General features: G+C 38.9%; 21 protein-coding genes and 1 other annotated feature. All 21 genes read right to left on the reverse strand.

Annotated elements, in window-relative coordinates; all coding sequences use genetic code 11:
• Positions 1–54: 54 nt before the first annotated feature.
• The 21 genes from NV349_RS22325 to NV349_RS22425 all read right to left on the reverse strand — a co-directional run bounded on the left by NV349_RS22325 (position 55) and on the right by NV349_RS22425 (position 23,345).
• Positions 55–2,034 carry an FtsX-like permease family protein gene (locus tag NV349_RS22325; protein ID WP_058845121.1) on the reverse strand — a complete coding sequence of 660 codons (1,980 nt, stop codon included), beginning with the start codon at positions 2,032–2,034 and terminating at the stop codon, positions 55–57.
• On the reverse strand, positions 2,024–2,785 hold the full coding sequence (locus tag NV349_RS22330) for an ABC transporter ATP-binding protein (protein WP_036123701.1): 762 nt from the start codon (positions 2,783–2,785) through the stop codon (positions 2,024–2,026). The genes NV349_RS22325 and NV349_RS22330 overlap by 11 nt, the downstream gene beginning before the upstream one ends.
• A gap of 96 nt (positions 2,786–2,881) precedes the next feature.
• Positions 2,882–3,898 carry a sensor histidine kinase gene (locus NV349_RS22335; RefSeq protein WP_271911881.1) on the reverse strand — a complete coding sequence of 339 codons (1,017 nt, stop codon included), beginning with the start codon at positions 3,896–3,898 and terminating at the stop codon, positions 2,882–2,884.
• A 5-nt stretch (positions 3,899–3,903) separates the two neighbouring features.
• Positions 3,904–4,593: a response regulator transcription factor gene (locus NV349_RS22340; RefSeq protein WP_080717086.1), complete on the reverse strand. Its 690-nt coding sequence runs from the start codon at positions 4,591–4,593 to the stop codon at positions 3,904–3,906.
• 155 nt (positions 4,594–4,748) lie between these two features.
• Complete coding sequence (gene tuf, locus NV349_RS22345; protein WP_036123706.1) at positions 4,749–5,936, reverse strand: elongation factor Tu; 1,188 nt, start codon at positions 5,934–5,936, stop codon at positions 4,749–4,751.
• Positions 5,937–6,072: 136 nt separating this feature from the next.
• Positions 6,073–8,151, reverse strand: a complete 2,079-nt coding sequence (fusA, locus tag NV349_RS22350; RefSeq protein WP_036123709.1) for an elongation factor G — start codon at positions 8,149–8,151, stop codon at positions 6,073–6,075.
• 80 nt (positions 8,152–8,231) lie between these two features.
• On the reverse strand, positions 8,232–8,702 hold the full coding sequence (gene rpsG / locus NV349_RS22355; protein ID WP_036123710.1) for a 30S ribosomal protein S7: 471 nt from the start codon (positions 8,700–8,702) through the stop codon (positions 8,232–8,234).
• Between the two features lie 149 nt (positions 8,703–8,851).
• Entirely contained in the window at positions 8,852–9,271 is a 420-nt protein-coding gene (rpsL, locus tag NV349_RS22360) for a 30S ribosomal protein S12 (protein ID WP_010860613.1), read from the reverse strand.
• A 98-nt stretch (positions 9,272–9,369) separates the two neighbouring features.
• The gene (locus NV349_RS22365; RefSeq protein ID WP_036123715.1) at positions 9,370–9,618 is read right to left on the reverse strand and encodes a ribosomal L7Ae/L30e/S12e/Gadd45 family protein; all 249 of its coding nucleotides are present in this window, start codon (positions 9,616–9,618) and stop codon (positions 9,370–9,372) included.
• Between the two features lie 137 nt (positions 9,619–9,755).
• The gene (rpoC, locus tag NV349_RS22370) at positions 9,756–13,439 is read right to left on the reverse strand and encodes a DNA-directed RNA polymerase subunit beta' (protein WP_058845122.1); all 3,684 of its coding nucleotides are present in this window, start codon (positions 13,437–13,439) and stop codon (positions 9,756–9,758) included.
• Positions 13,440–13,642: 203 nt separating this feature from the next.
• Positions 13,643–17,218 carry a DNA-directed RNA polymerase subunit beta gene (gene rpoB, locus NV349_RS22375; RefSeq protein WP_170829859.1) on the reverse strand — a complete coding sequence of 1,192 codons (3,576 nt, stop codon included), beginning with the start codon at positions 17,216–17,218 and terminating at the stop codon, positions 13,643–13,645.
• Between the two features lie 241 nt (positions 17,219–17,459).
• Positions 17,460–18,062: a class I SAM-dependent methyltransferase gene (locus NV349_RS22380; RefSeq protein ID WP_058845123.1), complete on the reverse strand. Its 603-nt coding sequence runs from the start codon at positions 18,060–18,062 to the stop codon at positions 17,460–17,462.
• Between the two features lie 76 nt (positions 18,063–18,138).
• On the reverse strand, positions 18,139–18,498 hold the full coding sequence (gene rplL, locus NV349_RS22385) for a 50S ribosomal protein L7/L12 (protein ID WP_004233598.1): 360 nt from the start codon (positions 18,496–18,498) through the stop codon (positions 18,139–18,141).
• A 73-nt stretch (positions 18,499–18,571) separates the two neighbouring features.
• A complete protein-coding gene (gene rplJ / locus NV349_RS22390) occupies positions 18,572–19,072 on the reverse strand; it encodes a 50S ribosomal protein L10 (protein WP_004233596.1) in 501 nt (166 codons plus the stop codon).
• 32 nt (positions 19,073–19,104) lie between these two features.
• Positions 19,105–19,251, reverse strand: a sequence feature (ribosomal protein L10 leader region).
• A gap of 53 nt (positions 19,252–19,304) precedes the next feature.
• On the reverse strand, positions 19,305–20,003 hold the full coding sequence (rplA, locus tag NV349_RS22395) for a 50S ribosomal protein L1 (RefSeq protein WP_036123728.1): 699 nt from the start codon (positions 20,001–20,003) through the stop codon (positions 19,305–19,307).
• Between the two features lie 116 nt (positions 20,004–20,119).
• Positions 20,120–20,545, reverse strand: a complete 426-nt coding sequence (gene rplK, locus NV349_RS22400; protein WP_004233593.1) for a 50S ribosomal protein L11 — start codon at positions 20,543–20,545, stop codon at positions 20,120–20,122.
• A 230-nt stretch (positions 20,546–20,775) separates the two neighbouring features.
• On the reverse strand, positions 20,776–21,309 hold the full coding sequence (nusG, locus tag NV349_RS22405) for a transcription termination/antitermination protein NusG (protein ID WP_036123731.1): 534 nt from the start codon (positions 21,307–21,309) through the stop codon (positions 20,776–20,778).
• A gap of 349 nt (positions 21,310–21,658) precedes the next feature.
• The gene (gene secE / locus NV349_RS22410) at positions 21,659–21,844 is read right to left on the reverse strand and encodes a preprotein translocase subunit SecE (RefSeq protein ID WP_036123733.1); all 186 of its coding nucleotides are present in this window, start codon (positions 21,842–21,844) and stop codon (positions 21,659–21,661) included.
• Positions 21,845–21,892: 48 nt separating this feature from the next.
• Positions 21,893–22,039 (reverse strand): 50S ribosomal protein L33, encoded by a 147-nt coding sequence (rpmG, locus tag NV349_RS22415; protein WP_004233588.1) that lies wholly within the window; start codon positions 22,037–22,039, stop codon positions 21,893–21,895.
• Between the two features lie 77 nt (positions 22,040–22,116).
• The gene (gene sigH, locus NV349_RS22420) at positions 22,117–22,764 is read right to left on the reverse strand and encodes an RNA polymerase sporulation sigma factor SigH (protein WP_036123738.1); all 648 of its coding nucleotides are present in this window, start codon (positions 22,762–22,764) and stop codon (positions 22,117–22,119) included.
• A 68-nt stretch (positions 22,765–22,832) separates the two neighbouring features.
• A complete protein-coding gene (locus NV349_RS22425; protein ID WP_036123742.1) occupies positions 22,833–23,345 on the reverse strand; it encodes an NYN domain-containing protein in 513 nt (170 codons plus the stop codon).

Genomic DNA, 23,345 nt, shown 5'->3' on the forward strand with positions numbered 1-23,345 from the left:
ACAGTGTAAAGGATTAATCATTACACTGTTTTTGAGTTTCTTCATATTTAATTGTTACAACGATTCACGAACAACTTTTTTATAATAGCCAACCGAAAGTATGCCAAAGATCGTATATAACGCTACGTAACAGCACATCGCAATCCACAAGGGAGCCGTTAACTCTGTACCAAATAAGAACCATCCTGACTTAACAGCAAAGTAGCTATGCAATAATCCAATAACTAATGGGACACCAAAATTAAAGGCCTGTTTCATATAAATGCCTTTCATGATGTCTTTCTCGGCAAAACCAATTTTTCTGAGTATTGTATAGGAACTTCTTTCTTCCTCTGCCTCAGACATTTGTTTAAAGTATAGAATACTACCAGTTGTCATTAGAAATGCTAATCCTAAAAATGCTGTTGTAAAAATCGTAAGACCTAATGTTTCAATATTATCTTTACGTTTTTCTTCAAAGGAAGATTGTGTATATTGCTGTGTCTTACCATCACCTTCTACAGCCGTAATAACTCCTGCATTTGTTTGAATATATAATTTCTCTGCTGTTTCTAATTCTTCTTTTGCTGTTATTGTAATGGTCGTTTGTTGATGCCAAGGATAAAGCGCTGCTTGCGTAGTTAAACTTGTAAACATGTCATCTGTCACAACAAAGATAGGTCCGCCACCTCCAGCCGTGACAATACCACTTATAACACTTTTATCATGAACATCTACTACATGGAAAGTTTCTTCAAGCTCTCCTGCAGATACCACTACATCACGATCTTTTTCTAATGGAAACATTTCAGCCATATAACCGCCATAGTTGGTTAAGATAACATCGTTGCCTGATAGCGATGCTTCAGGAACGCTTTGCTGATAATCAGAAAGCGGGATAGTATAGATTGTTCCTTCCATATCATATAAAGGATTGTCCTGCTGCTTTTTAGACATTAATTGACCTACAGAGGCTGTTACTCCTTGTAAACGATAATCTACTTTATCATACGTAATGTTATTTTTCTCTAACTCCTCTAAGAAGGTCTGACCCTGCTCTTCTAGCAATATGAAATCACCAGGTACTTGGCTATAAGCCGATGCCTCTGAGGAATAGTAGGCGATATAGGATAGCGTCGTTACACCTAGAGACACACCTGTTAATACAGTGATAAGTGTTAATGACTTTGCGTTGCTCTTCATGCGATGCATAATCGGTGTTAATGCTAATACATCCTTGATAGATAAATGCCCTTTTTTCTTCAAGCGAATAGTATTCATAATAAAGGCTACGGAGAAACGAAAGACAAGAAATGTACCACCAATAGTCGTAGCTAAAATTATCATCATATTGATAAATAAATGACCAGCTGAATCAATATCAAATAGCTTTGTTGACGCATAGTAGCCGTAAGCAATCAGCACAAGACCCATAAAGCCAATTGCCATTTGTAATGCACTAAAACGTCTCACACGCTCGTCTGCTTGTTTTGCCGCGCTAAACAGTGATAATAATGAAACACGATGAATCATCCAAGCCATCTGTACAAGAACAATAACCAAAAGAATAGCAAACACGATCATCGACTGCTGTAATGCCTGTGTACTAAATGTCATGGTTACAAGAGCTTCTTTTTCAAGGACACGTAGTAAAATCATAGCAAATACGCGTGAGCTAAAGAAACCTACCAGCATCCCTAGAATAACAGCACCAATAAATAAGAGAATGTTTTCAATCGCTAGTAAACGCACGATTAGCCCCTTTGTCATGCCTATCAATTGGTACAAGCCTATTTCCTTACTACGACGTTTCATAAATAAATGATTTGCATATAGGACGAAGAATAAAACGATAAAATAGAGAATATAAGTGGCTGCTTTAAATCCTGCCGTAGCCGTTCCACTCATTTGAACAGCATCCCATACCTCAGAATTATTTTGCAATGTAACAAAGGAAAAATACAAAGTAACACTAAAAATAAGAGCAAAGAAATATAGATAGTAGTGCTTCATATTTTTCTTCATGCTTCTAATCACTAGCTTACTAAGACTCATACCCGTCACCGCCTAGCACACTTTGCGTATGCATGATTTCTTGGAAAAATGCCTGCCTTGTTTTATCACCCTTATAAAGTTCACTATAGATCAGGCCATCCTTTAAAAATAAAACACGTGTGCAGAAGCTTGCAGCTACTGCATCATGTGTAACCATCATTATTGTCGCTTCTTTCGTCTCATTAATGTTTTGGAGATTTTGGAGCAAGGCTGTAGCCGATTTAGAATCCAATGCACCAGTAGGCTCATCTGCAAATACCAACGATGGGGTCGTAATAAGTGCACGTGCAGCAGAGGTACGCTGCTTTTGTCCACCAGATATTTCATTGGGATATTTATTTAAAATTTCTGTAATACCCAATAGGGATGTTAGCTCTTTCACTCGGCTTTCCGCAACAGCTTTTGGTAACTTACTGATAGCTAATGGCAGAAGGATATTTTCCTTTACTGTGAGGGTATCCAGTAAATTATAATCTTGAAATATGAATCCTAGCTGCTCTCGTCGAAAATTCGCTAATGCCTTTTCTTTCATATCACGCAAATTATGACCGTTTATTTCAATTACACCTTCTGTTGCGAAATCTATAGAACACAAGACATTTAAAAGTGTTGTTTTACCTGAACCTGAAGGTCCCATAATGCCTACAAACTCACCTTTATTTACTTCTAAATCAATACCCTTTAGCACTTCTTGAGCCGTTGATTTTTTGCCATATACTTTCTTTATTTTACGACCAATTAAAACTGTCACGTGATAACGCCCCTTTCTATAATCCAAGTGTACCCTGTCATAGCTATTCATTCGTGCGTTTTACATGACAATATAAAAAGGTAGGTGACAATTTCGTCATCTACCTGTTAGTTTGACATATTCATTTTGTAAGGGAAAACGCAGTGTAAATAATGAGCCGTCTCCAACATTCGATTGAACATAGATGCGAATCCCGATTTTTCGGGCTGCATTGGATGCCAAATAAAGACCCATTCCTGTAGATTGTGAGGATTCTCTTCCCGCTGTTCCCGTATACGATTTTTGAAAAATTCGAGGTAAATCCTCTAAAGGAATACCTATACCTACATCTTTTATATGTAATAATGTCGCACCTATTGGGTCATGTTCAGTAAAAATTGTGACCTCAGAATTTACTGGACTATATTTTATGGCATTTGAGAGAATTTGCCGAACAATAAACGCTAGCCACTTGCCATCAGTCAGAACCGTATCTGTAAGCTCAGCGACTTCAAAGCCAATACCTTTTTCAATACACCAAGCCTGCATACCCCTGATTTCTTTATAGACAATCGGTTTCAGCTCGACCTCATTTAAATAGTTGTCCTTTTCAATAGAGGCTAATCTTGTTTGATGTAGCTGTTGATCGACTAAAAGATGTAGTCTCAGCCATTCATTCTCTAATTTTCGGCGCAGTGATACATCCTCAATATGCTCTAACAATAAATTAATCGTTGTTAAAGGGGCCTTTACTTCATGAACCCAAGCCAACAGCTCATCTGAATACTCTTGTAGTTGCACTTTAGCTTGATTTAACTCCATGTTCTTCTCATAAAAGACACTTTCTATTTTTTGAAAGCATGCTTCCTGAAAAGGAGTTAAAACTAGTCTGTTTTTATGTGCTTCATCAAGGTAGCCGTCCATATTTCCCAGGAAATCTTTTAATTTCCCAACTTCATTGACATAACGCCACACAAAAAAGAGCGTAAAACTAACAAGCAAACTAATGTTTACATACCATATTGAAATACTATTTAAACCAACATCTAAAGAAAATAGCACATTTAGAAGTGTAAAAATGAAAATAAAAAAACCAATCCATGCAAAGCGTTCTCTTATAAATAATAATAGCATGTTTTTCACGTCCTCTGGCTGACTGCCATATATCCAAGTCCTTTTTTAGTTAGAATCACTTCTGGTAAACCAATATCCTCTAGCTTTGTACGTAATCGATTAACATTTACCGACAATGTATTATCATTGACAAAACGTTCATCATCCCAAAGCTTTCTCATTAATTCGTCTCTTGAAACAATCTGATTAACCTGTTCCACTAAAATTCGTAAAATGAAGAGCTCGTTTTTCGTTAAGGAAGCAGTAGCCCCATTAAACACAATCTCACTCCTTGTATAATCAATAACGGCATTATTAAAACGAGTAACGTCCATTTTCTCCTCAACATAGTCATAGGTTCTTCGTAAAATCGCCTGTGTTTTCGCGAGTAGCACTTCCATATGGAATGGCTTTTGTATAAAATCATCTGCTCCCATTTGCATAGCCATCACCATATCCATTGGATGATCTCGAGACGAGAGAAAAAGGATGGGTACTTTGGATAAATGACGTATTTCTCGACACCAATGAAAGCCATCATAGGCAGGTAATTGAATATCAATCAGCACAAGATGTGGTTTCTCCTCTATAAAATTGTCCATCACCTTTTGGAAATTTTTAGGACCAACCACTTGTAATGACCAATGTGCAAAACGTTCTTGAATCATGTTAAAAATGGATGGATCATCTTCAATGAGCAAGATTTTCATGTCCATGTTCAATTCCCCTTTTCTTTATTTCTCCTAGATGACATGCTAGCTGTTATGTATACATACACTAATTAAAATCATTTGATTTCCCTTATTTTAACACAAAAAACCAATCTGTAAGCGTCCCTACAGATTGGTTTGATAATTAGCGAAAGCTAAAATTATTTTTGGATAGAAGCAACTACGCCAGCGCCTACAGTACGGCCACCCTCACGGATAGAGAATTTAGTACCTTCTTCAAGAGCGATTGGAGCGATAAGTTCAACTGTCATTTCGATGTTATCACCAGGCATTACCATTTCAACGCCTTCTGGTAAGTTACAGATACCTGTTACGTCAGTTGTACGGAAGTAGAACTGAGGACGGTAGTTAGAGAAGAATGGAGTATGACGGCCACCCTCTTCTTTTGATAAAACGTAAACTTCAGCTTTGAAGTTTGTGTGTGGAGTGATTGAACCTGGTTTAGCTAATACTTGACCACGTTGGATTTCTTCACGAGCAACACCACGTAGTAAAGCACCGATGTTGTCACCAGCTTCAGCATAGTCTAATAATTTACGGAACATTTCTACACCAGTTACAGTAGTAGATTTAGCTTCTTCAGCGATACCGATGATTTCAATTACGTCACCAACTTTAACTTGACCACGTTCAACACGGCCAGTTGCAACTGTACCACGACCAGTGATAGAGAATACGTCCTCTACTGGCATCATGAATGGTTTGTCAGTTTGACGTTCTGGAGTTGGGATGTAAGAATCTACAGCGTCCATTAATTCAACGATTTTTTCTTCCCATTCTGGTTCACCTTCAAGAGCTTTAAGAGCAGAACCTTTGATTACAGGAATATCGTCACCTGGGAAGTCATATTCAGATAGTAGATCACGGATTTCCATTTCTACTAATTCTAATAATTCTTCGTCATCAACCATATCACATTTGTTCATGAATACTACTAAGTATGGAACACCTACTTGACGAGATAAAAGGATGTGTTCACGAGTTTGTGGCATTGGGCCATCAGCAGCAGATACTACTAAGATACCGCCGTCCATTTGTGCAGCACCAGTGATCATGTTTTTAACATAGTCAGCGTGTCCTGGGCAGTCAACGTGTGCATAGTGACGAGTTTCTGTTTCATATTCTACGTGAGAAGTGTTGATTGTGATACCACGCTCTTTTTCTTCTGGAGCGTTATCGATGTCAGCGTATGATTTAGCTGTACCACCCATTTTTTTAGAAAGAACTGTAGCGATTGCAGCAGTTAAAGTAGTTTTACCATGGTCAACGTGTCCGATTGTACCAATGTTAGCATGCGTTTTAGAACGGTCAAATTTTTCTTTAGCCATTAGAGATTGCCTCCTCAAAATTATATGTTTTATTTTTGAAATTTATAGAATGAATGCCGATAGAGAACGGGCCCATCCCCTATCCTGCAATCATAGCTTACAAATTAGTTATACTTTATGCAAGATGAAAATTCAATTATTCACCTTTATTTTTTTTGATGATTTCAGCAGCAATTGATTTTGGTACTTCTTCATAATGATCGAATGTCATTGAGAATACACCACGACCTTGTGTTGCAGAACGAAGTGTTGTTGCATAACCAAACATTTCTGCTAAAGGAACCATCGCACGAACAACTTGTGAGTTACCACGAGCATCCATACCCTCAACGCGTCCGCGACGAGAAGTAATGTTACCCATGATATCGCCAAGGTATTCTTCTGGAATTACAACTTCTACTTTCATCATTGGTTCTAAGATAACAGCGTCACATTGTTTCGAAGCTTCTTTAAGAGCCATAGATGCAGCAATTTTGAACGCCATCTCATTCGAGTCAACGTCATGGTAAGAACCGAATACTAATTTCGCTTTAATGTCGATTAGAGGGTAACCAGCTACTACACCGCGGTCAAGAGAGTCACGAAGACCTGCTTCAACTGCAGGAATGTATTCACGAGGAATTACACCACCAACGATAGCGTTTTCGAATTCAAATCCTTTACCTTCTTCATTTGGAGAGAACTCAATCGTTACGTCTCCGTATTGTCCACGACCACCAGATTGGCGAGTGAATTTACCTTGAACTTTTGCAGAGCTACGGAATGTTTCACGGTAAGATACCATTGGAGCACCTACGTTAGCTTCTACTTTAAATTCACGGCGCATACGGTCAACTAAGATATCAAGGTGAAGTTCACCCATACCTGAGATGATTGTTTGTCCAGTTTCTGTGTCAGTATGAGCACGGAAAGTTGGATCCTCTTCTTGAAGTTTTTGTAAAGCTTGACCCATTTTATCTTGGTCAGCTTTTGATTTTGGTTCTACAGAAAGAGAAATTACTGGCTCAGGGAACTCCATTGATTCAAGAATAACTAGGTTCTTCTCGTCACAAAGAGTATCACCAGTAGTAGTGTCTTTAAGACCTACTGCTGCTGCGATGTCTCCAGCAAATACTTTTGAGATCTCTTCACGAGAGTTAGCGTGCATTTGTAGGATACGACCTACACGCTCACGTTTACCTTTAGAAGAGTTTTGCACGTATGAACCTGAATCTAATGTTCCAGAGTACACACGGAAGAAAGTTAATTTACCTACGAATGGGTCAGTCATAACTTTGAATGCAAGAGCTGAGAATGGCTCTGCATCAGAAGATTTACGTTCTAACTCTTCGTCACCATCTACTGAAGTACCTTTGATTGCTGGTACATCAACTGGAGATGGTAAGTAATCGATAACGGCATTTAACATTGGACGTACGCCTTTGTGTTTGAATGCTGTACCACAGATTACTGGGTAGAATTCTACTGCGATTGTAGCACGACGGATCGCCGCTTTAAGTTCCGCAACAGTAATTTCTTCGCCTTCTAAATATTTTTCCATGATTTCTTCATCAACACTTGCAACAGCGTCGATTAGTTTTTCACGGTATTCTTCAGCTTGTGCGCGGTATTCTTCAGGAATTTCTCCTTCAGTTACTGCTGTACCTTTTTCGTCGCCATAGAAAGTAGCTTTCATCTCAACTAGGTCGATGATTGCTGAGAATTGATCTTCAGCTCCGATAGGTAATTGGATAGGGTGAGCGTTTGCTTGTAAACGATCATGTAGAGTTCCTACAGAATATAAGAAATCTGCTCCTGTTTTATCCATTTTGTTAATGAATACAATACGTGGAACACCATAAGTTGTAGCTTGACGCCATACAGTTTCAGTTTGAGGCTCAACACCAGATTGAGCATCTAGTACTGTAACAGCACCGTCAAGTACACGTAATGAACGTTCTACTTCTACAGTGAAGTCTACGTGTCCAGGAGTATCGATGATGTTTACACGATGGCCTGCCCATTGGGCTGTTGTTGCAGCAGAAGTGATTGTAATACCACGCTCTTGCTCTTGCTCCATCCAGTCCATTTGAGAAGCGCCTTCATGAGTTTCACCGATTTTGTGAATCTTACCAGTGTAATAAAGGATACGCTCAGTTGTTGTTGTTTTACCAGCATCAATGTGAGCCATGATCCCAATATTACGAGTATTCTCAAGTGAGAATTCGCGTTTCATAGGAAATTTCTCCTTCCATATTGGGGTAAAGACTGTATAAGAGACCTTGTGTTAGCTAACTGGCTAACACATAGGTTAAATTACCAACGGTAGTGAGCGAATGCTTTGTTCGCTTCTGCCATTTTGTGCATGTCTTCACGTTTCTTAACTGATGCACCAGTGTTGTTAGAAGCATCAAGAATTTCGTTAGCTAAACGTTCTTCCATAGTTTTTTCACCACGAAGACGAGCATAGTTAACTAGGTAACGAAGACCTAAAGTTGTACGACGTTCTGGACGTACTTCAACCGGTACTTGGTAGTTTGAACCACCAACACGGCGAGCACGAACTTCAAGAACTGGCATTACGTTGTTTAGAGCGGCTTCGAATACTTCAATTGGATTTTCACCAGAACGTTCTTTAACAAGTTCGAACGCACCGTATAAAATCTTTTGAGAAGTACCTCTTTTACCATCAACCATCATTTTATTGATTAAACGAGTTACTAGTTTTGAACTATAAATTGGATCTGGTAACACGTCACGTTTGGAAACAGGACCTTTACGAGGCATGTGTTTTCCTCCTTTCGAATAGTTATCGATTATTTTATAAAGTTGGCCTTTTCGTATTTGTCGATCAAATATCAAATCTGCTAGCAAGATTCGATATTTGTGACAATTAGTATGAGGCTCAGTATTAAATAACGTTATTTAACGTTAAATTATTTTTTTTCTTTAGGGCGTTTTGTTCCGTATTTAGAACGTGATTGTAAACGACCGTTTACACCAGCTGTATCAAGAGCTCCACGTACGATATGGTAACGAACACCCGCTAAGTCTTTTACGCGTCCGCCACGGATAAGAACAACACTGTGCTCTTGTAAGTTGTGGCCTTCACCTGGGATATAAGCTGTAACCTCAATTTGGTTAGTTAAACGTACACGAGCGTATTTACGTAACGCTGAGTTCGGTTTACGAGGTGTCATTGTACCAACACGAGTACAAACACCGCGTTTTTGTGGTGATTTAACATCAGTTAAAGATTTTTTAAATGAGTTATATCCTTTGTTTAACGCTGGTGATTTTGATTTCGTGATTTTAGATTGACGAGGCTTACGTACTAATTGGTTAATTGTAGGCATCGATATTTCCTCCCTTCATTTATTCCTTGTTAATACCACACATCCAGGTGGTTCATTTTTTGGGTAAAAACAAAGTCTTTGTGTTTAATACACAAAAACTACTCTACAGTAATCGCAACTACCGCAGCTCCAACATGGATTCCACAGGCCTTGCCCAGTTCCTTTTTCGACTCAACAAGAATAACTGGTATACCGATTTCTCTCGCGAAAGATATGGCCGAATCGGTTACCCAATTGTCTGCATCAAGTGCCACAAGAAGTTCTTTCACTGAACCGGCTCGCATTGCTTTTACTGCTTGCTTTGTACCTATGATTGTTTGACTAGCCCTTACTTTATCATAAGACATTTTCATATCCTCCGAAGTACAGACAGTTAACTATCAACCTTCAATATATTATCATTACCAATTTACACTGTCAACTAATATCTTTAAAAAGTCCGAAGAGACGGTGAAATTCCATCTCTTCGGTCCTATTTTAATGTCTATTCGGCAGAAACAACTTCTGTGTCAAGCTCATCTTTTTCGATGCGGATTTGACGGTAACGTTGCATACCAGTACCTGCTGGAACAAGTTTACCGATAATTACGTTCTCTTTTAATCCAAGAAGCTCGTCACGTTTACCCTTAATTGCTGCATCTGTTAACACACGTGTTGTTTCTTGGAACGATGCTGCAGATAAGAATGATTCTGTTTCAAGAGAAGCTTTTGTAATACCCAGGATAACAGGACGACAAGTTGCAGGATTTTTGCCATTCATAACAGCATCTGCATTTGCCTCTGCAAATTGGTGGATATCTAGTAATGAACCTGGTAATAAATCTGTATCTCCAGCTTCAATTACACGTACTTTACGAAGCATTTGGCGAACCATTACCTCGATATGTTTATCACCAATTTCTACCCCTTGCATACGGTATACTTTTTGAACTTCTTTTAATAAATATTCTTGAACAGTTGAAACATCTTTGACTTTTAACAATTGTTTTGGATCGATAGAACCCTCTGTTAAAACTTGACCACGCTCTACATTATCACCTTCGATAACTTTTAAACGTGCATTATAAGGTGCTTGATACTTACGCGTTTCTACGTCACCTTGAATAGTAATTTCTTTTAAGCCTTCACGAATTTCTGTGATATCTGAAACAGTACCTGTGATTTCTGAAATAACAGATTGACCTTTTGGATTACGTGCTTCAAAGATCTCTTGGATACGTGGAAGACCTTGTGTAATATCATCTCCGGCAACCCCACCTGTATGGAATGTACGCATTGTTAATTGTGTACCTGGTTCACCGATTGATTGAGCTGCAATAATACCAACTGCCTCTCCAACCTCAACCTTTTCACCTGTTGCCAAGTTCATGCCGTAACATTTTTTACATACGCCATGTTTTGTATTACATGTAAATGCTGAACGGATTGTCACTTCCTCGATACCTGCTTCAATAATTGCACGAGCAACATCTTGGTCGATTAAACCATCTCTTCCTAAAATAACTTCACCCGTTTCAGGATGTACGATTGTTTTCTTCGTATGACGACCAACAATACGTTCATCTAGAGCTTCAATCAGTTCTGTGCCTTCCATTAATGCACCAATTGTTAAGCCACGGTCAGTACCACAGTCATCTTCACGTACAATAACATCCTGTGCAACGTCAACAAGACGACGTGTTAAGTAACCTGAATCGGCAGTTTTAAGGGCTGTATCGGCAAGACCTTTACGAGCACCGTGAGTAGAGATGAAGTACTCTAATACTGTTAAACCTTCACGGAATGAAGATTTAATTGGAAGTTCAATAATACGACCAGCCGGGTTGGCCATCAGACCACGCATACCAGCTAACTGCGTAAAGTTAGATGCGTTACCACGGGCACCTGAATCAGACATCATGAAAATTGGGTTTGTTTTCTCAAGTGACTTCATCAGTTTCGCTTGAATTTCGTCTTTCGCAGCACTCCAGCTTGAGATAACACGATCATAACGTTCATCCTCTGTAATGAAACCACGACGGAATTGCGCTTGAACTTTATCCACTTTTTCTTGAGCTACAGCTAAAATTTCACCTTTATCAGGTAATACCACGATGTCAGATACACCTACAGTAATACCAGCACGTGTTGAATATTTAAATCCTAGGTTTTTCATGCGGTCAAGCATTTTAGATGTTTCAGTAATGTGGAAACGTTTAAACACTTCAGCAATGATATTTCCTAAGAATTTTTTACGGAATGGATTTACAACTGGTACTGATGCAAAATATTTACGCAATACAGCTGTACGTTGTGCATCAATTTTCCCTTTTTCATCTAAATTATTATAAGCGCTATCTGATTCAAGCTCTTTCAGAGTATCTTCGTCAATTACTAAATTAGCGAAGTATTTCTCTGGTGTTACTTGCTCTAAGTTGAAATCAGTTGGCTCATTAATATAAGGGAATGATTTTGGCAAGATTTCGTTAAAGATTACTTTACCAACAGTTGTCAATAGGAACATATTATTTTGTTCTTCTGTGAATGTTGGGTTATTTAACGAACTTGCTTTAATCGCGATACGTGTATGCAAATGTACATGACCTGTATCATATGCAATTAAGACTTCATTTGGACCATAGAAAACAGTACCTTCACCACGAGCATCTTCACGTTCAAGTGTTAGGTAGTAGTTTCCTAATACCATATCTTGAGAAGGTGTTACAACAGGTTTACCATCTTTTGGATTCAAGATGTTTTGTGCTGCAAGCATTAGAAGACGAGCTTCTGCTTGAGCTTCTGCTGATAACGGTACGTGAACCGCCATTTGGTCACCATCGAAGTCAGCGTTATACGCTGTACATACTAATGGGTGAAGACGAATAGCACGACCTTCAACTAGTGTTGGTTCAAATGCTTGAATACCAAGACGGTGAAGCGTTGGTGCACGGTTTAGTAATACCGGATGCTCACGAATAACATCTTCTAAAACGTCCCAAACGTCATTGTTTAAACGTTCAATTTTACGCTTAGCAGATTTAATGTTATGAGCAAGACCACGCTCTACTAACTCTTTCATTACGAATGGCTTGAATAATTCGATAGCCATTTCTTTTGGTAAACCACATTGGTACATTTTTAAGTTTGGACCTACTACGATAACGGAACGACCAGAATAGTCAACACGTTTACCAAGTAAGTTTTGACGGAAACGACCTTGTTTACCTTTCAGCATATGTGAAAGTGATTTTAGTGGACGGTTACCAGGACCTGTTACAGGACGTCCGCGACGACCATTATCAATTAATGCGTCAACAGCTTCTTGTAGCATACGCTTTTCGTTTTGTACGATGATGCTTGGCGCACCTAAATCTAATAAACGTTTTAAACGATTATTACGGTTGATTACACGACGGTATAAATCGTTTAAATCGGAAGTTGCAAAACGACCACCATCTAATTGCACCATTGGACGAAGCTCTGGTGGAATAACAGGTAGAACATCTAGAATCATCCATTCAGGTGAGTTACCTGAGTTACGGAAAGATTCAACAACTTCTAGACGTTTGATAGCACGAGTACGTCTTTGACCTTGTGCAGATTTTAACTCTTCTTTTAAAGAATGTGTTTCATCCTCTAAGTCAATTTTGCTTAATAGTTTTTTGATTGCTTCTGCACCCATTGCAGCTTCGAATGTGTTGCCGAATTTTTCACGGTATGCACGGTACTCTTTTTCAGAAAGTAATTGTTTGCTTTCTAAATTAGTAGCACCCGCATCAATCACAACATATGAAGCAAAATAAATAACTTCTTCTAATGCACGTGGTGACATATCTAGGATTAGACCCATACGGCTTGGAATACCTTTGAAGTACCAGATATGAGAAACTGGTGCTGCTAATTCGATGTGTCCCATACGTTCACGACGAACTTTAGCGCGTGTTACTTCAACGCCACAACGGTCACAAACTACGCCTTTATAGCGTACACGTTTATATTTACCACAATGACATTCCCAATCTTTAGTTGGACCAAAGATACGTTCACAGAATAAACCATCTTTTTCTGGTTTTAATGTACGGTAGTTAATTGTTTCAGGCTTTTTAACCTCACCATATGACCAAGAACGAATCTTGTCAGGGGATGCTAAACCGATTTTCATATATTCAAATTCATTAACGTCTATCAAGGAGCCTACCTCCCTCTAGTATAGGTCTTTATAAAGACTCTTTTACGCAGCTCGATAATCGCTTGCAAAGAATTGCCTCTTTGGCAAAGGATTAGAAATAGAATGATTTATTAAAAGAAAAAGCCAGGCAGGGCGTTAAATCCTGCCCGGCTAATTTGAAAAATAAGTTTGACCTTATTCACCATTGTGAATTTGGGTTTCCATTATTCAAAAGACTCTACTGGCTCTTCTTCTGTATCTGGCTGTGGTGCAATGTTAAGTGCATCAGCTGGTTGAAGATCTTCTTCTTCGTCTAAATCGCGAAGCTCTACTTCTTCATCATTAACTGTTAACATCTTAACATCCATACCAAGAGATTGAAGTTCTTTAATCAATACTTTGAATGATTCAGGAACACCTGGCTCTGGTACACTTTCACCTTTAACGATGGCTTCATATGTTTTCACACGACCAACAACGTCATCGGATTTAACCGTTAAGATTTCTTGAAGTGTATATGCAGCACCGTATGCTTCAAGTGCCCATACCTCCATCTCACCAAAACGTTGTCCACCAAATTGCGCTTTACCACCAAGTGGTTGCTGCGTAACAAGTGAATAAGGACCAGTTGAACGTGCGTGAAGTTTATCATCAACCATGTGAGCAAGTTTGATCATGTACATGATCCCAACAGATACACGGTTATCAAATGGTTCACCAGAACGTCCATCATACAGGATTGTTTTACCGTCACGGTTCATCCCTGCTTCTTCCATTGTTTCCCAAACGTCTTCTTCATTAGCACCATCAAATACTGGTGTTGCCATGTGGACGCCTAGGTAGCGGGAAGCCATACCTAAGTGTAACTCTAAAACTTGTCCGATATTCATACGAGAAGGTACACCAAGTGGATTTAACATGATATCAACAGGCGTGCCATCTGGCATGAACGGCATATCTTCTTCCGGTAAGATACGAGAGATAACCCCTTTGTTACCATGACGTCCGGCCATTTTGTCCCCAACGCGAATTTTACGTTTTTGAACAATATAAGCACGAACTAATTGGTTAACGCCTGGTGGTAATTCATCGCCATCTTCACGGTTAAATACTTTAACGTCAAGAATGATACCGCCAGCACCGTGTGGTACACGTAATGAAGTATCACGAACCTCACGAGCCTTTTCACCGAAGATTGCATGTAATAAACGCTCTTCCGCAGTTAATTCTGTAACCCCTTTAGGTGTTACTTTCCCTACCAGAATATCGCCATCACGTACTTCCGCACCAATACGGATAATACCACGTTCGTCTAGGTTACGAAGTGCATCTTCCCCAACGTTCGGAATATCGCGAGTGATTTCTTCAGGCCCAAGCTTTGTATCACGAGATTCTGATTCATATTCTTCAATATGAACAGATGTATAGACATCGTCTTTTACAAGGCGCTCGCTCATAATAACAGCATCCTCATAGTTAAAGCCGTTCCAAGTCATGAATGCAACAAGTACGTTACGTCCAAGAGCCAGTTCTCCTCTTTCCATTGATGGACCGTCTGCTAAAATATCACGAGGTTTCACACGCTCGCCAACTTTTACAAGTGGACGTTGGTTATATGAAGTACCTTGGTTTGAACGAATGAATTTTTGTAATTTATATTTTGTTAAATCGCCTTTAACCTCTTTGCCGTCTACAACTTCAATGCGACGAACATGGATAGAGCGAGCCTCTACGTGCTCAACAATACCATCGTATTTCGCTACAACAGCTGCACCTGAATCACGCGCATCAACATGTTCCATACCCGTACCAACGAATGGTGCTTCTGGGTTAAGAAGTGGAACTGCTTGACGTTGCATGTTGGCACCCATAAGTGCACGGTTAGAGTCATCGTTTTCTAAGAACGGGATACAGGCAGTCGCAGCAGAAACTACTTGTTTAGGAGATACGTCCATGTAGTCCATTTGAGCTTTATTGAATACTGTGTTATCCCCACGGAAACGACCTACTACTTCTTCATTAGTAAATGTACCATCTGGATTTAATAGCGAGTTTGCTTGTGCTACATAGTAGTTATCTTCTTCATCAGCTGTTAAATAATCAATTTGATCCGTTACTCGGCCTGTTTCGTGATCAATACGACGATAAGGCGTTTCGATGAATCCAAATTTATTGACTTTGGCAAATGAAGATAATGAGTTGATTAAACCAATGTTTGGACCCTCAGGTGTCTCGATTGGACACATACGACCGTAGTGAGAGTAGTGAACGTCACGCACTTCAAAACCAGCACGCTCACGTGTTAAACCACCAGGCCCTAATGCAGATAAACGACGTTTATGTGTTAACTCTGCTAGAGGGTTTGTTTGGTCCATGAATTGAGATAATTGAGAGCTACCGAAGAACTCTTTAATAGACGCAATTACAGGACGAATATTAATTAATTGTTGCGGTACGATTGCAGCTGTGTCGTTAATGGACATACGCTCACGTACTACACGTTCCATACGAGATAAACCGATACGGAATTGGTTTTGTAGTAACTCACCTACTGAACGTAGACGACGGTTACCTAAATGGTCAATATCATCTGTTGCGCCTACTTGGTAAAGTAAGTTGAAGAAATAGCTTACTGAAGATAAAACGTCAGCTGGTGTAATATTCTTCACTTCTTCATCAATGTACGCATTACTGATGATATTAATTTCTTTTTGTGCTTCATCTTTCGGTGCATAAATCTTAATAGATTGGATTGTTACATCGTCCTCAAGCACGCCACCAACTTGCGATAAAGTACGGTAACCAATACCTTTTGATGAATCTTCTAGGTAAGGTAGAATTTTATCTAAAGTACGACGGTCAAGCACTGTACCCTTTTCTACTAAAATTTCGCCTGTTTCAGGATCTACAAGCGTTTCAGCAATCGTTTGGTTAAATAAACGATTTTTAATATGAAGCTTTTTATTCATTTTGTAGCGACCAACATTCGCTAAATCATAACGTTTTGCATCGAAGAAACGAGAATACAATAAACTCTTCGCACTTTCTACTGTTGGAGGCTCACCTGGACGTAAACGTTCATAGATTTCTAAAAGTGCTTTTTCTGTACTTTCAGAGTTATCTTTTTCTAACGTATTACGTAAATACTCGTTATCACCGATAATATCGATAATTTCTTGGTCTGAACCGAAACCTAGTGCACGTAGTAACACTGTTACTGGTAGCTTACGAGTACGATCGATACGCACATAAACTACGTCTTTTGCATCAGTTTCATACTCTAACCATGCACCACGGTTTGGAATCACTGTTGCGCCGAAACCTTTTTTACCGTTTTTATCAGTTTTATCATGGAAATACACACTTGGTGAACGAACTAATTGTGAAACGATAACACGTTCAGCACCATTGATAATGAACGTACCTGTTTCTGTCATTAATGGGAAGTCACCCATGAAGACATCTTGTTCTTTCACTTCGTCTGTTTCTTTGTTGTAAAGACGTACTTTCACACGTAATGGAGCTGCGTAAGTAACATCTCGCTCTTTACATTCATCAACATCATACTTAGGCTCACCTAATGAATAATCGATGAATTCTAATGAAAGATTACCTGTAAAGTCCTCGATCGGCGAAATGTCACGGAACATTTCACGTAAACCTTCTTCAAGGAACCACTCGTAAGACGCCGTTTGAATCTCAATCAGATTTGGAAGCTCAAGCACCTCTTTAATACGCGCAAAGCTTCTACGCTGGCGGTGTTGTCCGTACTGAACTAGTTGACCTGTCAACTCATTCACCCCTCAATAAAGCGATATTAGGTCTTTGCAAAATCATACAAATAGTGTATGATTTCGAAAGACAAAAAGAAAACGAGTCTTCAAAAAGATCTCATTTTCGGTTAACTAAACTTATCTTGGCAAGTATACCCATATAAAAACATTTCTATACAAAAGGGCATACGACCTCAAAATAATATTTTTGCATTGTATCATATTATCATAGCCGATTTGTCAAGTCAATAAATTATACATATTTCATTTATTTTTTTGCGCGTACTATCCAGTACCCTTTTTTCTTCTCGACAATATCGACTTCTGAAAATTTTTCTTCTAGGTAACTTACTGTCGATGGTGCTCCTTGTTTCTTCTGGATGACTACCCAAAGCTCACCCGAAGGCACTAGTCGATCATAAGCTCCATCGTAAAAGCGGAAAATCGTTTCCTTCCCTGCACGAATTGGTGGATTCGTTAAGATAGCTGCAGCTTCTACATCTGTATCAACCATCGATAGGCCGTCACTCACAAATATTCGCACATTTTGAACACCGTTCACTTGCGCATTTTTCTGCGAAAGTGTAACTGCGCGTTCATTTATATCCATCATATAAACGGTACGGTCTGGATTCGCTTTGGCAATCGATAATCCTATCGGCCCATATCCACAACCTACATCCAATATCGCACCATTAATATTAGGCATTTTAAAAGCGTCTATTAAAACACGGGATCCAAAATCTACTTCGCTTTTACTAAATACACCTGCATCCGTTTCAAACGAAAACGAATGCCCTAGTAACTTGAATGTCCAGTGACGAGGTTTACTCTCAGTTTGAGGCTTACTTGTATAATAATGATCTGACATTTTCATGCCTCCTCAGAATGAAGAAAAAAGCTCGCCAAAATGACGAGCTTTCCTTTTGTTAAAAAGTAATACGAGATTACTTAACTTCTACAGATGCGCCAACTTCTTCAAGTTTAGCTTTGATTTCTTCAGCTTCATCTTTAGAAACGCCTTCTTTAAGAGCTTTAGGAGCGTTATCTACTACTTCTTTAGCTTCTTTAAGACCTAAACCAGTGATTTCACGAACCACTTTGATTACTTTGATTTTTTCTGCACCAGCAGATGCTAATACTACGTCAAATTCAGTTTTTTCTTCAGCTGCAGCAGCACCGCCAGCAACTACTGCTACAGGAGCAGCAGCTGTTACACCGAATTCTTCTTCGATTGCTTTTACTAAATCGTTTAATTCAAGAACTGTCATAGCTTTGATAGCTTCTAAGATTTGCTCTTTATTCATTATAATTTCCTCCTAATTGGATAATGTTTTATTTTTTTGCGATCAGGCCGCAGAAGTTTGAGTGCGTATTAAATTACGCGCCTTGTTCTTCTTTTTGTTCTGCAACAGCTTTTGTTGCAAGTGCGAAGTTACGCACTGGAGCTTGAAGTACAGATAAAAGCATAGAAAGTAGACCTTCGCGTGATGGAAGTTCTGCAAGTGCTTTAACATCTTCAACAGAAGAGATTGTACCTTCAATAATACCCGCTTTAATTTCTAAAGCTTCGTTTTTCTTAGCGAACTCGTTGATGATTTTAGCAGGCGCTACAACATCTTCATTTGAGAACGCAATTGCGTTAGGACCAACTAATACGTCGTTGATTCCTTCAAGACCAGCAGCCTCAGCAGCACGACGAGTTAAAGTATTTTTGTAAACTTTGAACTCAACGCCAGCTTCACGAAGTTGTTTACGAAGCTCAGTTACTTGTGCAACATTAAGACCACGGTAATCCACAACTACTACAGAAGCAGCGCCTTGGAATTTTTCAGTAATCTCTTGAACTTGTACTTGTTTGTTTTCGATTGCTTTGCTCATGATGACACCTCCTATTAGAATGGGTCATTTATACCGACAAAAGAAAAGCCTCTGGGTCAAATAGACGCAGAGGCTGAAAGTCATCATCTTTAAAATAAGAATCTGAATTCCGATGTCCTCGGTAGGATCATTAAGTGACAAGTCACCCCTACTGTCTACGGTACAAATGGATAATTCACAACAGCAACTATAATATCATGTATACTCACTGTCGTCAACACATATATATAAATTATTTTACTACTACGTTAGAAGCGTCAACTTTAATAGCTGGGCCCATTGTAGTTGTAACATTTACAGATTTCATGTAAGTACCTTTAGCTGCAGCAGGTTTTGCTTTTTGCACTACATCAAAAACAGCTAAGAAGTTTTCTACTAATTTTTCTGCTGAGAAAGAAACTTTACCGATAGGAGCGTGGATGATACCAGCTTTATCAGCACGGTATTCTACTTTACCAGCTTTGATTTCTTCGATCGCTTTTGTTACATCGAAAGTAACTGTACCAGTTTTAGGGTTTGGCATTAAACCTTTAGGTCCTAATACACGACCAAGTTTACCAACTTCGCCCATCATGTCAGGAGTTGCTACGATTACATCGAAATCAAACCAACCTTGTTGGATTTTTTGGATGTATTCTGCATCGCCTACATAGTCAGCACCAGCTGCTTCAGCTTCTTTAAGTTTCTCACCTTTTGCGAATACTAATACACGTTGAGTTTTACCAGTACCGTTTGGTAGCACTACTGCACCACGGATTTGTTGGTCGTTTTTACGAGTATCAATACCTAGACGGAAAGCAACTTCTACAGTAGCGTCGAAGTTAACTGTGCTAGTTTTTTGAGCAAGTTCGATTGCTTCTTGTGCACTATATAGTGAGTTACGATCAATTAATTTTACTGCATCTTGCAGTTTTTTACCTTTTTTAGCCATTATATATTTCCTCCTTGATTGTGGTTATAGCGGATTTTACCTCCCACGAATAAAGGTTGCGTGTTCACAAAGAAACTTCGCAACCTTCCAAAAAACAAAACATCAAGTAAATGGGATTAGTCTTCGATAACAATACCCATGCTTCGTGCAGTACCTTCAACCATTAACATAGCAGCTTCCACTGAAGCAGCGTTAAGGTCTGGCATTTTAGTTTCAGCGATTTCGCGAACTTTATCACGCTTAACCGTTGCCACTTTTTTACGATTTGGTTCACCAGATCCTGATTGGATACCAGCTGCTACTTTAAGTAACACTGCTGCAGGTGGAGTTTTTGTAATGAAAGTGAAAGAACGGTCCTCGAATACTGAAATTTCAACTGGAATAATAAGACCAGCTTGATCAGCAGTACGCGCATTGAATTCTTTACAGAATCCCATGATGTTCACACCCGCTTGACCTAATGCAGGACCAACCGGTGGAGCTGGGTTAGCTTTACCAGCAGGGATTTGAAGTTTTACAACTTTAATAACTTTTTTAGCCACGAGACACACCTCCTTAAGTCCGTGATGTGGTAATTGGGTTGCCCCTCCCACTCAATATCTGTCTGTCAGCTAAGTGCCGATAACATTAAAATTATCAATACAGACGTCAACTAAAAGTATGACAGTCTGACCTATGAAATGATACCACTTTTAATTTTTTTAAGCAAGTAGTAATTAACAAAATCTGCGAAACATCTACCAATTGACATGTCATAGATCAATTACTGGAACTATAATTTTTGAATTTGTTCGAAATCTAGCTCCATAATTGTTTCGCGACCAAACATATCAACCGACACTTTTATTTTTCCTTTTTCCGTGTCAATTTCCTCAACACGCCCTTGGAAATGAGCGAACGGCCCTTCTAATACTTCAACAGCCTCACCAACAGTTATATCAACTTCTACAACCTTATCAGTCATACCCATTTGTTGTAGTAGACGATCTGCTTCCTCTGGTAGTAAAGGTGTTGGTTTTGCTCCTCCACCTGATGAGCCGATAAAGCCAGTAACGCCTGGCGTATTTCGTACTACATACCAAGAATCGTCTGTCATAATTAACTCAACTAACACATAACCAGGGAAAACTTTGCGCATCATCGTGCGCTTTTTCCCATCTTTCATTTCTGTTTCCTCGTGCTCAGGAACAATTACACGGAAGATTTTATCTTGCATTCCCATTGTTTCTACACGTTTTTCTAGGTTTGCTTTTACACGGTTTTCATACCCTGAATACGTATGAACAACATACCAATTTTTCTCCATAACTACTAGGACTCCTCGTCCGTCCCTCCCTTACAAATAAAAGTGAAAATGAATCGCGATATGCTAAACGCATTCTTACTCTTTTCACAAACATCTCATTAGAAAAATATAGCTTTCGCTAATAGCCAGCGAAAGCCCGATGATATATACCGAAACTAGCATAGTCATCAATCACTACTATCATACTCTCCTAGTAGCATCCTTATCATCATGAGCGTATTTTACTGACCTTCACTTCACCATGTCGTCAAACCAATAGATAAAGTTTTCTGCTGAATGAAGATAAAACAAACGAAAAAACCCGTTATTACAATGGACGGGCTATTTCAAAAATATGCTATTTACTAAATTATAAATCTAAGTACCAGCGGAATAATGATGAAACACCTAAGTCAACTAATACAAAAAATAAAGCCATAATGACAACAGTTGAAATTACAACGACTGTATATTTCGTTAGTTCTTTACTTTTTGGCCAGCTTGTTTTGCGCATTTCAGACATTACATCACTTAAAAAGCCTTTGATCTTGCCCATTCTAGCTTAACCTCCGAATCAATCATATCTGTCTATTTACATATCATTTTATAGCGTTTGTTTATGCATTGTATGTTCATTGCAATGCGAGCAAAATTTCTTTAATTCGAGACGTACAGTTGAACCTTCTTTAGCTGGGAACGTGTAATTTCTCGACCCGCATTTCTCGCAATTTAGCACGACTTTTTTTGCCATATACTCACCTTTTTCGGCACTTTGTCTTTTTAAGACTAACACCTATATTTGTCAATGTCAATAAAGGCCTATATGGACTAAGACATTTCCTCAAGGACCAAATGTCGCTCTAATTTACGCTTGACCCGCTGCAATGCATTATCAATCGATTTCACATGGCGATTTAATTTCTCAGAAATTTCATGATAAGACTGACCATCTAAATATAAAGCTAAAACTTGTAGTTCTAATTCACTTAAAATCTCACTCATTTTTTCTTCTAAATAGCCGAACTCTTCTCTATGAATCATCAATTCTTCTGGATCGTCCATAATAGCACCTGTTAGCACATCCATTAGCGTTCGGTCTGACTCTTCATCAAATATAGGCTTGTCCAAAGAGATATAGGAGTTTAGTGGAATATGCTTTTGCCTAGTAGCTGTTTTAATCGCCGTGATAATCTGCCTTGTAATACACAGCTCTGCAAAAGCCCTAAAAGAAGCCAGTTTATCGCCTTTAAAATCACGGATCGCTTTATATAAACCAATCATACCCTCTTGCACGATGTCTTCCTTATCTGCTCCAATTAAGAAATAGGACCTTGCCTTTGCTCTTACTAACAAACGGTATTTCGTAATTAAGTAATCCAACGCATCTGTATTACCTTGATGCACCATTTCAATAAGTTCTTCATCATTGAATCGTTCAAAATCTTGTGTCACTTGTACAATGCTATTTTTAAACATGGTATCACCTCAGCCACAACAGATAATTAGGAACAGTATAACGGAATTGGAAAATATGCGTCAATCTATCATTTCAATCCTCGTCGCCATTTTTCAAAAGCAAGTGCAACATCTGGCTTTAATTCTATACGAGAAGGCGGCTTGCTTTCTTGTTTGCGCCTCACGTCATGTGAAATTTTATGTTGGATAATGCTTGTATCAATTTCTAGCTCTCTAGCCGATTTCCTTAGAGCACCATTACCAAAGATAACGCTTTGCTCTGCCATATCGGACGTTGCTACATGTATCTGTACATTTCTAGCCTTTAGTTCACGCGTCATTTTTTCTATTCGTTCATCTGCCGTTTCATTTTTACGGGTATAAATGACTTCTACACCATTTTCTATATAAGATTGCTCAACTCCTGGTACAAGATGTGCGTCAAAAACAATAATTACGCGCCAGTCCATAGCCGCTTTATATTCAGCCATAACTTCTATCAGCTTTCTGCGCGCATCCTCAAAATTTGTATCACGCAATGGCCGCAGCTCTTTCCAAGATCCAATCATATTATAGCCATCAACAAGCAAAATGTTTTTCAT

The sequence above is a fragment of the Lysinibacillus sp. OF-1 genome, assembly GCF_028356935.1.
Classification (GTDB): domain Bacteria; phylum Bacillota; class Bacilli; order Bacillales_A; family Planococcaceae; genus Lysinibacillus; species Lysinibacillus fusiformis_D.